Genomic DNA, 12255 nt, shown 5'->3' on the forward strand with positions numbered 1-12255 from the left:
ATGCACATCCTGTTTATCCTCAAGGATTTCAAGCCCGGCGGTGGCGTCGAGCGCGTTCAGCAACGGTTGTCCGAGCAGTTTCTCAAGGACGGCCGGCGCGTGAGCTTTTTCGTCATGAACGCGGACCTGCCCGACACCCGGGACATTCAATGCTTCAGCGGTGGCGGCAGCGGCATCGCCGGCCTGTTCAAGTCCATCGTATTGCTGCGCCGGCTCATACAGCGTGAAGGCGTCACCCACCTCATTTCCGCCAAGGAACAGGCGAACCTCTGCACGTGGTTCGCCACCCTGGGCAGTGCCTGCAAAGTCATCTACAGCCGCCACGCGACACTCGACTGCAGCGAACAGAAAACCGGCCCTTCAAGCCTGCGCCTGCTCTACACCTTGTACCTGTGCGGCAGCGGCAAGGTGGTGACGGTTTCCTCGGCCCTGCGCCAGACCCTCGCCGACTTGGTGCCGTGGGGTCAGCAGCGTATCCGCTATTGCCCCAACGCCGTCGTCACCGATCAACTGTTCCAGGCCGCCCAGGCACCGCAACCCGCCGGTTTCCCCCGCAACTACTGGTTAGCCCTGGGGCGTCTGGTCGAGCCCAAAGGATTTCACCTGCTGCTGGACGCCTATGCATTGGCGCTACGCAGCGCAGCGCTGCCGGATCTGGTGATCGCCGGCGATGGCCCGTTGCGCGAAGCACTGGTCACTCAGGCCAATCAATTGGGTATCGCACAGCGGGTGCACTTCAGCGGCTTCCTCAGCAATCCCTATCCCGTGCTCAGACACGCCCGGCTGTTCATTTTGAGCTCCCTGCAAGAGGGCATGCCGACCGTGCTGATCGAGGCGTTGGCGCTGGGCACGCCGGTGCTCGCGTGCGATTGCGAGACCGGGCCGAGAGAGTTGCTGGACCACGGCCGGCTTGGCCAGCTGGTTATCGTCAACGATGTACAGGCACTGGCCGACGGCATGCTGCGACACCTGACCCTGCGCAATGACATTGCCTGCAGCGACGAGACGCTCACTGACACCCTGCGCCCTTACACCAGCCAGCACTCAGCGCAGGCGTATTACCAGGTCTGGAATCAATGAAAAAGTTACTGATCATCCTCCATGACCTCAGCGCCGGCGGCGCTGAAAAAATGATGGCGCGCCTGGCCAAGGCACTGGTGGATGCGGGCAATGACGTGACATTGCTGATGCTCACCGGCGGCGGCATTCACGCAGCGCATCTCGACCCGCGTGTGAAAAAGGTTGAATTGCACAGCCCGCGCAGCGTCCGTGCGGTGCCTGCACTCACGCGATTTCTGCGTGCCAATCGCTTTGACGCCCAACTGGCGGCTCTCACCCACGTCAACGTGGTGGCAATCGTCGCGGCGGCCCTGTCCGGCACGCTGGCCCGGCTGCACGTCAGCGAGCGCAATGCCTTTTCCCATGACCGGCACGTGAACCCCGACTTCATGGTGCGGATGGCTTATCGGGTAGCACCGCTGCTGTATCGGCTGATCCCCAACCCGGTGATCTGTGTATCGCGCGGTGTCGCCCAGGATCTGGTCGATACCACCCTCGCCCGGCGCCAGGACGTGACCATTGCCGACAATCCGGTGCTCGACAACGACTTTCTCGAGAAGACGCCGGGACTGCCCCGCCACCGCTGGCTGCTGGAAAAGTCCGGCACGGTGATTGTCGCCGTGGGGCGCCTGGCGCCGCAAAAAGGTTTCGACACGCTGATCACAGCGTTCGCGGCACTGCCGGATCGCGATGCCCGCCTGATTATTTTTGGCGAAGGTGCCCTCAGGGCCGCACTGCTGGAACAGGCGAAACAACTGGGGGTGGCGGAGCGCTTCGATCTGCCGGGTTATGCCAATGATCCCCTGGCAGAAGTCGCCGCAGCCGATTGCTTCGTGCTCTCGTCGCGCTTCGAGGGCAGTCCCAACGCGCTGGTCGAGGCGTTATCCACCGGCACGCCGGTGGTGGCGACCCGCTGCCCTCATGGTCCGCAAGACATCCTCGTTGGCGGTCTGGTAGCGCCGCTGGTCGCTGTCGATGATCCGATCGCCCTGGCGCAGGCCATCGCCGAGCAACTGTCCATACCGCGCGATCTGCAGCGTCAGTCACGCCTTGATGCAGCCGCGCGATTCATGAGTGCCAGCGCGGTGCAGACCTACCTTAAAGCGTTGATCGGGAGCCCGTCATCATGAGCGCATTGACGATCAGGTATTCGACGTTACGCGACGCCTTCACCGTGTTCGGGATCCTGTTTTACATACAGGTGATCACTTTTGTGCTCGGTCTGGGCAGTGCCGCGAGCTTTGGCGATATCAATAAAGACCTCGAAGGCAACGTCGCCAATCAGGTCTGCGGCCTCATCACCCTGCTGGTGCCGCTATTCTTTTTCATCCGCAACAAGGTATTCCTCAGCAAGACCTTTTATCGCAGCAACTTCTTCCTGCTGGTGTTCCTGCTCTGTGTCATCGCATCGATCGGCTGGTCCCACGACCCGATGCTCAGTCTCAAGCGGTTCATCGCCCTGCTCGGCGTGGTGTTTTTTGCCGGATTCCTTGCCTATAACTACTCCCTTGAAAAAATCACCTTCATGCTCGGTTGCGCCATCGGCATAGCGGCGTTGATCGGGTTGTTGCTCGCTGTGGTCATGCCTGAAGTGGCGTTCCTCTCCGGGGGCATTCGCGATGGCGCATTCAAAGGCGTTTTCGCCGAAAAGAATGCCGGCGCCCGGCTCAACGCGATCGCCATCGTGCTGTTGTTGCCGATGATCCGGCAGCGCAATCGCTGGGCGCTCTTCTGTTCGTTCTTTTCGCTGGTTGCCATCCTGCTTGCCCAATCAGCCACCGGCGTGGCGCTGATCATTTCCGGCACGATCAGCTACTGGTACTTCCTCACGATGATCCGCCTGGGCATCAATCGCTCGCAGCTGATGTTCCTGGGATGCACCCTGCTTTACCTGCTGGTTTGCCTGTTTCTGTACAGCAACTTTGCGGTACTGCTGGAAATGGCCGGTCGCGACCCGTCACTGACCGATCGCACGTTGATCTGGGAACTGCTCGCGCCTTTCATCGACAGCCAGTTTCTCAAGGGCTACGGCTTCGGCGCCTTCTGGTCCAGCCCTGATGCCGATGCCTTCATCACCCGCTGGGGTTACATCGGCAACGCCCACAGTGGCTATATGGAGACCTTGCTCAACGGCGGCCTCATCCAGTTGACGGCGCTGGCGCTGATGTTGGGTGAAGCACTGTTCAAGCAATACCGCGCCGTGACGGCGAATCAGGCAGCCCGGTTTCGCGCCAGTGCGCTGGTCATCATCGGCCTGTTCGCCATCACCAATTATGTGGCCTACGTGATTCCCAACTATCGCTCCGCCGAGTTTCTGGTGTTCTGCACGCTGGCCCTGACCTTCCGGCACCACCACGCGACCTTCCCCGAATCCTCACCGGCAGCGCTGCGTCAGCGTTCGTCGGGCAGCGCACTACCGCGCGATTCCGCCAGCGCGTAATCCAAGGAGAATCACCGTGCCAAACCAAGCTTCCCGTTCAGCAGATTCAGTGTGCGTCGTCATTCCGATGTACAACGGCGCCGACAGCATCGAGCAGACACTGACGTCCCTGGCCCGGCAAACCCGACTGCCCGACCACGTGATCGTCATCGACGATGGCTCCACCGATGACGGTCCCCAACGGGTCAGAGACTTCGTCGCGCCGTTTCGCCTGACGCTGTTGCAGCAAGCCAACGAAGGCCAGGCCAGCGCCCGCAATCACGGGTTGCGGCACTCCGCAGAGACGTTTGTGGCAATGCTCGATGCCGATGACCAATGGCACCCGCGCAAGCTGGAATTGCAGCTGGCACTGTATGACGAACTCACCCGCCAGGGCCGGCCGGTGGGGCTGATCGACTGCTATGCGCAAGTCAATTACAGCGATGGCAGGCGCCAACTGGACGACCGGCTCAAGCACGGCAGGCATTTCTACGATTTCATCCACGCCAACGTCGTCAATGGCGTTTCCACCGCGCTGGTCAAACGTGACGTGATCATGCAACTCGGCGGCTTCGATGCCAGCCTGCGCTATTCCGAAGACCGCTTCATGTGGACCCGGATCGCCGAGCACTGGGAGATCCACACGGTGCCGGAGGTGCTGCTGGAGCGCACGGTCAATGGCGGCAACATGACCGCGAATCCGAAAAAGTACTACCAGAACAAAATCCGCTTCATCGAGGTGTACCTCGCCCGTTACGGCGCGCAACTGACCCGCCAGCAGCGGATCGATTTCGAGCTGGGCAACCACACCGATTTTCTCGAAGCATTTTCCCGACGTGGCGAGCATGACCAGGTCATCGGTGTGTATCGGCGAATGCTGGATTGCTCATGGCAGACGCTGATCTTCGCCAATGGCAAACCGACCTTGCGCTATCTCTATGCCCTTGCCAGAAACTTGCGCAAGGCAACGGCGTCAACCACGGCTCATTGATCCGGTATCCGCCATGGCCAACCACCGCCTGATGACATTGACCTGGATCTTCACCGAAAAATTCGGGCTGATCCTGCTGTCGATGATTACCTTCGTCGCTTACGCCAGGCTGCTGTCGCCAGCCGAGCTGGGTGTGGGCACGGTGATCATTGCCATCGTCGAATTGATCGGTCTGGTGTATTCGTCGGTGCTGGAAGACCCGCTGGTACGACTTGAGCGGCTGGAAGACAAACACATCAGCACAGCCTACTGGGCAGCGGTGCTGGTCAGCCTGGCGAGCATCGGTGTTATCTCGGGCGCCGTCATGCTGTACACCCCGGATCCGGTGCTGCAATGGATGACGGCGGTCGCCTCGCTGAAGATCCTGTTCACCATGATGGCGCGGGTCTATGTGGCGCAGATGCGCCGCAGCAGCAACTTCAGGATGCTGGCGTCGCGCACGCTGCTGGGCAAGGTGGCGGGTGGCGTCGGCGGCATTGCCGTTGCGCTTTGGGGACTGGGTGCGTGGGCGGTCATTGCCCAGGCGCTGATCATGGAACTGGTGTCGATCATTGTGTTGATGCGTGCAGACCCGCGGCGCATCCCCTTTCATATCGACGGTCCGATCCTGCGCGAGCTGTTGAGGTCCGGCGCACCGGTGGCCATCAACGCGCTGAGCTCGCAAACCTTGCAGCGCGGGGTCAACGTGGTCCTGGGCATCACCGCCGGCGCGAACGCAGTCGGCATGTTCAACATGGCGATGCGCATCATCGAGCTGCCACGCACCGCCATCTACAACGGTTTGCTGAGCTATGCGCTGCCGGCGTTCTCCCGGCGCAGCGCAGAGCCCAAACGATTGATCGGGATCATTGGCGATTCAACCGCTGTCAGCGGCTTTCTGCTGACGCCGCTGTTCATCGGCATCGCACTCACGGCAAACGATCTGATCCTGTTGATCTTCGGCGTCAAATGGGCCGAAGCCATTCCTCTGCTGCAAGTGCTGGCCTGCACGGCCGCCATCGGCAACAGCGCCATGTACGCCACCACCGCACTGGTGGCGGTCAACCGCAGCCACCTCACGATCAAGGCGGAAGTGCTGACCACCGCGCTGGCCCTGGCGCTGGTCTACACCCTCGGCAATCTGTATGGCGGCATGGCCGCAGCCGCCGCTCTTCTTGCGCGAATGCTGGTCATCACGCCGCTGCAGATCCGTGGCCTCAACACGGCGATCGGTTACAGCTGGCACGGCTTTTTCGAAGCCAGTTACCGCAGCGTGATCGCCTCACTGGTCATGGCGGCAACCGTGCTGCTGGTGTTACCGCAGCTGGGCTTACAGGGTTATCTGCACTTGATCGGCAGCATCGTGATCGGCGCGCTGAGTTATGCCGTGGGCTACAGCGTCATGCACCCGCACTGGCCACAGGAATTCAAATCGGTTTTCACCTCCCGCTGAGTTCAGTCCCCGAGACAGGAAGACCTCATCATGCGCAAAACCACGTTGATTACTGGCGGGGCCGGCTACATCGGCTCGCATACGGCTCTGGCCCTCATTAACGCCGGCCACAAGGTGCTGGTGCTCGACAACCTGTGCAACAGCTGTCGAGAGTGCATCCGGCGCCTTGAGCAACTGACCCTGACCCGCGTCGACTTCATCAAGGGCGATATTCGCGATCCGGTGCTGCTCGACGATATCTTCAGCCGGTACGACATCGAGGCCGTGGTGCACTTTGCCAGTCTCAAATCCGTCGAGGAAAGCGTGCGCAAGCCGCTGGACTACTACGCCAACAATGTCGCCGGCACGCTCGACCTGTGCCAGGCGATGGCTCGCAACAACGTCTTCCAACTGGTGTTCAGCTCTTCGGCCACGGTGTACGGGGAGCCGACACATACGCCGATCGCCGAAGACTTCGGCACCGGCAAACCGGTCAACCCCTATGGCCGCACCAAGCTCATGATCGAAGAGCTGCTGACGGATCTGTGCGACTCCGATCCACGCTGGAGCATCGGGTTATTGCGCTACTTCAACCCGATCGGCGCCCACGAAAGCGGAATGATCGGCGAAGATCCGAGGGGCCGCCCCAACAACCTGCTGCCGTGCCTGACGCAGGTCGCCATAGGCCGGATACCCGAACTCACGGTGTACGGCAGCGACTATCCCACCGTAGACGGAACCTGCGTGCGCGACTACATCCACGTGGTCGACCTGGCCATCGGGCATCTGAAGGCACTGCAAGTGCTGCAGCACAACCCAGGCATTCGCTTCTGGAACCTCGGCACGGGCGTTGGTTACAGCGTGCTGCAGATCATCCACAGTTTCGAAGACATCACCGGCATCAGCATTCCCTACCGCTTCGCCCCTCGACGTCTCGGTGACATCGCCAAGTGCTGGGCCGATCCGGCCAAGGCAGGACGCGAACTGGGCTGGAGCGCGCAGCGCGGCCTGGAACAAATGATCACCGATACCTGGCGCTGGCAGTCGTGTAATCCGCAGGGGTATCAATCTTCATTCAAGATTCCGGCACCCGTTGCGGTGAAGTGATGCCGATGTTCAAGGAATGTCTGCTCGCATTGCTGTTTTCGGTTTCGCTCGTATGCAACGCAGCCCAGGCGCCTCCTGCTGTGCCGACCACCGGGCTCGTGTTGTGGCTGGACGCCGCCGACGCGTCGACGATGAGCCTGGATGCGCAGAACCGTCTCCAGCGCTGGAGCGACAAATCAGGCAAGGCCAATGATGCGACAGTCGATGGCGCTTCTTCGCCGCCACAACGGATGGAGAACAGCCTCAATGGCCAGTCGGTGGTGCGCTTGAGCGGTAACTCGGGATTACTGGGTCGAGCCCTGCGCACGGTTAAAGGGCCTGCGACCGTACTGATCGTGTCCCGGCGGTTGCCTGAGCAGGCCGGCGTCGATCCCTGGCAACGGTTGTTCAGTTCACGACCGCAGGCCGCCAGCAACGATAACGTGCTGCCGAATTTCGCTGTCAGCCTGCCGCAAACCGGTGCCTATGAGCCGACGGTTTCTGTCCTTGAGCTGCAGGACGTGCCAATCGGGCCGTATGGCGTGGGACGCAATGCCGTCGGCAATGCCGAAAACTTTCGCGGCGACATCGCCGAAGTCCTGGTGTATGACCGCCCGTTTGCCTCGCTCGCGGAGCGCCAACGCGTATTTCGGTATCTGGCAGACAAGTGGACCGTGGCCATGCCGGTTCAGGCCGATACCTGGACACGTGTCGGCCCCCTGGACGCTCTGCCGTCCCACATTCATCCGGATCTGCCGTTGTCCGACCAGGCCAATGCCGGCCGGTGGCTGCTCAACACGACACTGTCCGACGAGTTCGATGGCACCACCCTCGACCGCACGCGCTGGCACGTCAACAATGCTATCGGCAACGAGTCGCTGGGACGCAAACCGGCGTTGTTCACCGAGCGCAATGCCAGCGTCAGCAACGGCTATCTGAAGATTGTCTTTCGCAAGGAAACCCTGCCGCCGAAGTACGTCCAGCTCGGCTTCAAGGATTACACCTCGGCGATGGTTCGTACCCTCGAACGTGGCTTCTACGGCTATTACGAAGCACGGGCCAAACCCATGAACTCTGCGGCTTCCAGTGCGTTCTGGCTGGCGTGGACAGGACTCGCTGACAACGCCACCGAAATCGACATCTTTGAAATCGGCGGCAAGACCAAAGATGCGGCCTCAGACAGCGCCTACAACATGAACGCCCACCTCTGGGCCACGCCGCAGAGCACCGAACATATCGCCAACGGCAGTACCTGGACCAGCCCCTGGCGGCTGGCTCGCGACTTTCACGTCTACGGCTTCGACTGGCAGCCCGACACCCTGCGCTGGTACGTCGATGGCGTGCTGGTCAGGGAGTCGAAGAACAACCACTTTTTCTACCCCATGCAGATCGTCTTTGACAGTGAGGCCATGTGGAAATGGTTCGGCGTGGTCGACGATGCTGACCTGCCTTCCACTTTCGAAGTCGATTACATCCGCATGTGGCTACGCAGTCCTTGAGCACCCTACGCCGCTTTGGCCTTGAGTCGAATGTCACACGACACAGTCCTCAGTGATCGATCCGCGCTGACGAGTCTGGAGCGCCTGTACATGAACAACCGGCGACTGAACGAGCTGGACTTGTTGCGCTTCCTCGCAGCGGTCGCCGTAGTGATTTTTCACTACGCGTTTCGCGGCTATGCGAGGGGCGATATGTCGGTAATGCCCTACCCGCTGCTGGCTGACGTGGCCAAATACGGTTATCTGGGCGTTGAACTGTTTTTCATGATCAGCGGGTTCGTCATCCTGATGACGGCTTCGAACAACGATCTCAAAGTCTTTTTCATTTCCCGCGTCATCCGCCTCTGCCCGGCGTTCTGGGTGTGCTGCACGATCACTTTTCTGATCACGCTGGCCATTGGGCAGCCAAGATTCTCGGCTGACCTTTATCAGTACGTGATCAACATGACATTCCTCGGCGACGTGCTCGGCGTGGCGCCCATAGACGGGGTTTACTGGTCACTGTTCGTCGAAATAAAGTTCTACCTGATGATCGCCATTCTGTTGGCTTTCAAGAAGATAGAGAAAATAGAAACCTTCCTTGTGCTCTGGCTGCTGGTCTCGGCCACAGCGGAAGTCTTTGCTTTCGAAAAGCTGCGCTCGGTACTCATCACCGACTACGCGGCCTATTTCATCGCCGGTGCGACGTTCTACATCATATGGGACAAGGGTTTTACCAAAGCGCGTATTTCCCTGTTGGCCGCTGCGCAGGCATTGGCCAGCTTCAACGCGATCAAGTGGGCCGAGTCAATCGAGCTGAAATATTCGACCGAATACGACGCGTTGATTATCTGCGGTGTCATTGCCCTGTTTTTCATGACGTTTCTTTTTATCGCGACGCATAAAACATCAGTCATCGGGAGGTTCGACTGGACAGCGTTGGGCGCCCTGACGTACCCGCTTTACCTGCTGCATCAAATGATCGGCTTCATGATCTTCAATATGGCTTATCCGGCCATCAATCCACATTTGCTGCTCTGGGGCACCATCGCTTTGATGATCGGTGCGTCCCATGTCATCCATAAAGAAATAGAAACCCCGATGGCCAGGCTGATGAAAAGATCGCTTTCATCTTCCTTCAATCGTCTCAGAGTCGATTAATCGGTAGTGCAACAAGCTTGGCAAAATCGGCGGGTGAAAAAGACGGGAGAGGTTTCGGTGAATACCGAAACCTCTCCCGTCGTTTTTTGTTTGTGGCGCAGAGTGCCCGTCACATCGACGATGAGCGCTTCAAGGTCTCGCTCGGCAATTCCTTGAACATTGCACGGTAACTGCTTGAAAAACGGCCCAAATGCCAGAACGACCAGTTCATCGCGACCTCCGCCACCGTCGTATCTGCCGGCGAACGTTTAAGCAATTCCCGCCGCGCACTGTTGAGCCGGCGCAAACGCAGCCAATGACTCGGCGACATCCCGGTGTACGCCTTGAAAGTCTGTTGCAACTGGCGCAGGGAAACCCCGGCAACCCGCGACAGCTCCAGCAGATTGAGGGTTTCTTCCGGCGAATCCGCCGCCCACTCACCCACGCGCTTGAGGGTGATTCGCTCTTCGGCGCGACGCTGCAAACCGCCACCGTTTAGGCACACGCTCGCGTTGTCGAGGATAAACAGACAGTCCTCCAGCAACTGTTGAGTCAGTGCTTCTTTGCTTGGCTGATCAAGGGTTTGCGACAACTTCGTGAGGGTCGAGCTTAACCAGCGACTGAACAATCCGTTCTGCGCGCCATTGAGCGGCGCCATGAACAGACCTTCCAGCCTGGCCACGTCCAGGCCGTTGCGCTGGACGAATTCCGGGCCGAACACCACGGCGATTTCCTGGTAGTTCTCCGGGGTGATCCAGATGTTGCGGCTCTCTTCATTGAGCAGATAGAGCGCGTTGTCGCTGCGATCGAAACAGAACGCCAGCGACCCTTCCGGCGCGCTGAAATTCTGCTCGACCCGGGTGTTCATCTGTTCTTCGTAAACCTCCACACCCTGCAAATCCAGATAACGGATCTGCCCGGCGAAATGCCCCGGCGACATCTGCTGGTAATGCTGAACCCAACCCGGCGTGGCGCGGATCTGTTCGGTGACATCGGCTGTGTTGAACGCTTGAACCTGAAGCGGATTGCACGTCGTCATGGGGAACCTTGCGCACTCTTTTGGTGCGCTTTGGTGCTGCTGAAAGTGGATAGATGGAACGTCAAGGCCCGCCCAAGATAGTCGTCAACGCGCCACAGGGGAAGCCTGCGAAAGATGAAATCGCTTTTCCCCCGCGTCAACAAAACCAACGACGAGGTCTTTATGAATGCCCCTTTCGATCAGCTGTTCACGTGGCTGAAAGATCACAAGATTACCGAAGTGGAATGCGTGGTCAGCGACCTGACCGGCATCGCCCGCGGCAAGATCGCACCGACCAACAAGTTCCTGCATGAGCGAGGCATGCGCCTGCCGGAGAGTGTGCTGCTGCAAACGGTAACCGGGGATTTTGTCGACGACGACATCTACTACGACCTGCTCGACCCGGCCGACATCGACATGGTCTGCAAACCGGTGAGCGATGCGGTGTACGTGATCCCGTGGGCCATCGAGCCGACCGCCATCGTCATTCACGACACCTTCGACAAGTTCGGCAACCCGATCGAACTGTCGCCGCGCAACGTGCTGAAGAAAGTCCTGCAGTTGTATACCGACAAAGGCTGGAAGCCGATCGTGGCGCCGGAAATGGAGTTCTACCTGACCCAGCGCTGCGAAGACCCGGACTTGCCGTTGAAGGCGCCGCTGGGCCGTTCCGGTCGCGCCGAGAGCGGTCGTCAGTCGTTCTCCATCGATGCCGCCAACGAATTCGATCCGCTGTTCGAAGACGTCTACGACTGGTGCGAACTGCAAGGCCTGGACCTGGACACGTTGATCCACGAAGACGGCCCGGCGCAGATGGAAATCAACTTCCGCCACGGCGACGCGCTCGATCTGGCCGACCAGATCACCGTGTTCAAGCGCACCCTGCGTGAAGCGGCGCTGAAGCACAACGTGACCGCGACCTTCATGGCCAAGCCGATCGGCGATGAGCCCGGCAGCGCCATGCACCTGCACCAGAGCGTGGTCGAGATCGCCAGCGGCCAGCCGATTTTCGCCAATGCCGACGGCAGCATGAGTGACCTGTTCCGCCATCACATCGGCGGCTTGCAGAAGTACATCCCGAAAGTGCTGCCGATGTTCGCGCCGAATGTGAACTCGTTCCGCCGCTTCCTGCCGGACACTTCGGCACCGGTCAACGTCGAATGGGGCGAAGAAAACCGCACCGTCGGCCTGCGCGTGCCGACCTCCGGGCCTGAAGCGATGCGAGTTGAAAACCGTCTGCCCGGCGCCGACGCCAACCCTTACCTGGCCATCGCCGCGAGCCTGCTGTGCGGTTACATCGGCATGGTCGAAGGCATCGAACCGAGCGCCGCCGTCGAAGGCCGGGCTTACGAGCGCCGCAACCTGCGCCTGCCGATCACCATCGAAGAAGCTCTGACCCAGATGGAAGAGTGCGACACCGTCGCGCAATACCTGGGCAGCAAGTTCGTGCGCGGCTACGTCGCGGTGAAACGCGCCGAGCACGAAAACTTCAAGCGCGTGATCAGCTCCTGGGAGCGGGAGTTCCTGTTGCTGAGCGTCTGAGACCTTCACTACCCCTGTGGGAGCGAGCTTGCTCGCGAATGGGCCAGTTCAGTTAACGAAGACGGCGACTGACACACCGCTTTCGCGAGCAAGCTCGCTCCCACAATGGCA

Annotated in this window: 10 protein-coding genes; 9 read left to right on the forward strand and 1 reads right to left on the reverse strand. The window is 60.0% G+C overall.

From position 1 onward, the window contains the following. The 8 genes from AC1Q9F_RS03055 to AC1Q9F_RS03090 all read left to right on the forward strand — a co-directional run bounded on the left by AC1Q9F_RS03055 (nucleotide 1) and on the right by AC1Q9F_RS03090 (nucleotide 9605). Nucleotides 1-1080, forward strand: a complete 1080-nt coding sequence (locus tag AC1Q9F_RS03055) for a glycosyltransferase (RefSeq protein ID WP_492619005.1) — start codon at nucleotides 1-3, stop codon at nucleotides 1078-1080. Next, a complete protein-coding gene (locus tag AC1Q9F_RS03060; RefSeq protein WP_492619004.1) occupies nucleotides 1077-2189 on the forward strand; it encodes a glycosyltransferase in 1113 nt (370 codons plus the stop codon). Before AC1Q9F_RS03055 ends, AC1Q9F_RS03060 begins: the two co-directional genes overlap by 4 nt. Next, nucleotides 2186-3499: an O-antigen ligase family protein gene (locus AC1Q9F_RS03065; RefSeq protein WP_492619003.1), complete on the forward strand. Its 1314-nt coding sequence runs from the start codon at nucleotides 2186-2188 to the stop codon at nucleotides 3497-3499. Before AC1Q9F_RS03060 ends, AC1Q9F_RS03065 begins: the two co-directional genes overlap by 4 nt. A 16-nt stretch (nucleotides 3500-3515) precedes the next feature. Next, entirely contained in the window at nucleotides 3516-4469 is a 954-nt protein-coding gene (locus AC1Q9F_RS03070; RefSeq protein WP_492619002.1) for a glycosyltransferase family 2 protein, read from the forward strand. 13 nt (nucleotides 4470-4482) lie between these two features. Beyond that, entirely contained in the window at nucleotides 4483-5901 is a 1419-nt protein-coding gene (locus AC1Q9F_RS03075) for an oligosaccharide flippase family protein (RefSeq protein ID WP_492619001.1), read from the forward strand. A 30-nt stretch (nucleotides 5902-5931) separates the two neighbouring features. Continuing rightward, nucleotides 5932-6987 carry a UDP-glucose 4-epimerase GalE gene (gene galE / locus AC1Q9F_RS03080; RefSeq protein ID WP_492619000.1) on the forward strand — a complete coding sequence of 352 codons (1056 nt, stop codon included), beginning with the start codon at nucleotides 5932-5934 and terminating at the stop codon, nucleotides 6985-6987. Nucleotides 6988-6992: 5 nt separating this feature from the next. Further along, nucleotides 6993-8465: a family 16 glycosylhydrolase gene (locus AC1Q9F_RS03085; protein WP_492618999.1), complete on the forward strand. Its 1473-nt coding sequence runs from the start codon at nucleotides 6993-6995 to the stop codon at nucleotides 8463-8465. Nucleotides 8466-8555: 90 nt separating this feature from the next. Then, nucleotides 8556-9605 (forward strand): acyltransferase family protein, encoded by a 1050-nt coding sequence (locus AC1Q9F_RS03090; protein WP_492618998.1) that lies wholly within the window; start codon nucleotides 8556-8558, stop codon nucleotides 9603-9605. A 109-nt stretch (nucleotides 9606-9714) separates the two neighbouring features. Here AC1Q9F_RS03090 and AC1Q9F_RS03095 read toward each other — a convergent pair whose 3' ends face one another. Further along, complete coding sequence (locus AC1Q9F_RS03095) at nucleotides 9715-10623, reverse strand: helix-turn-helix domain-containing protein (protein ID WP_492618997.1); 909 nt, start codon at nucleotides 10621-10623, stop codon at nucleotides 9715-9717. 162 nt (nucleotides 10624-10785) lie between these two features. Between AC1Q9F_RS03095 and AC1Q9F_RS03100 the strand changes: the two genes are divergently transcribed. Continuing rightward, nucleotides 10786-12144 (forward strand): glutamine synthetase family protein, encoded by a 1359-nt coding sequence (locus AC1Q9F_RS03100; protein WP_007951306.1) that lies wholly within the window; start codon nucleotides 10786-10788, stop codon nucleotides 12142-12144. Nucleotides 12145-12255: the final 111 nt, after the last annotated feature.

The organism is Pseudomonas sp. GW823-FHT04A03, from assembly GCF_058796615.1.

Coding starts and splice junctions, on each gene's coding strand:
- AC1Q9F_RS03055 (WP_492619005.1), top strand. CDS start 1: ATGCACATCCTGTTTATCCTCAAGGATTTCAAGCCCGGCGGTGGCGTC.
- AC1Q9F_RS03060 (WP_492619004.1), top strand. CDS start 1,077: ATGAAAAAGTTACTGATCATCCTCCATGACCTCAGCGCCGGCGGCGCT.
- AC1Q9F_RS03065 (WP_492619003.1), top strand. CDS start 2,186: ATGAGCGCATTGACGATCAGGTATTCGACGTTACGCGACGCCTTCACC.
- AC1Q9F_RS03075 (WP_492619001.1), top strand. CDS start 4,483: ATGGCCAACCACCGCCTGATGACATTGACCTGGATCTTCACCGAAAAA.
- galE (WP_492619000.1), top strand. CDS start 5,932: ATGCGCAAAACCACGTTGATTACTGGCGGGGCCGGCTACATCGGCTCG.
- AC1Q9F_RS03085 (WP_492618999.1), top strand. CDS start 6,993: ATGTTCAAGGAATGTCTGCTCGCATTGCTGTTTTCGGTTTCGCTCGTA.
- AC1Q9F_RS03090 (WP_492618998.1), top strand. CDS start 8,556: ATGAACAACCGGCGACTGAACGAGCTGGACTTGTTGCGCTTCCTCGCA.
- AC1Q9F_RS03095 (WP_492618997.1), bottom strand. CDS start 10,623: ATGACGACGTGCAATCCGCTTCAGGTTCAAGCGTTCAACACAGCCGAT.
- AC1Q9F_RS03100 (WP_007951306.1), top strand. CDS start 10,786: ATGAATGCCCCTTTCGATCAGCTGTTCACGTGGCTGAAAGATCACAAG.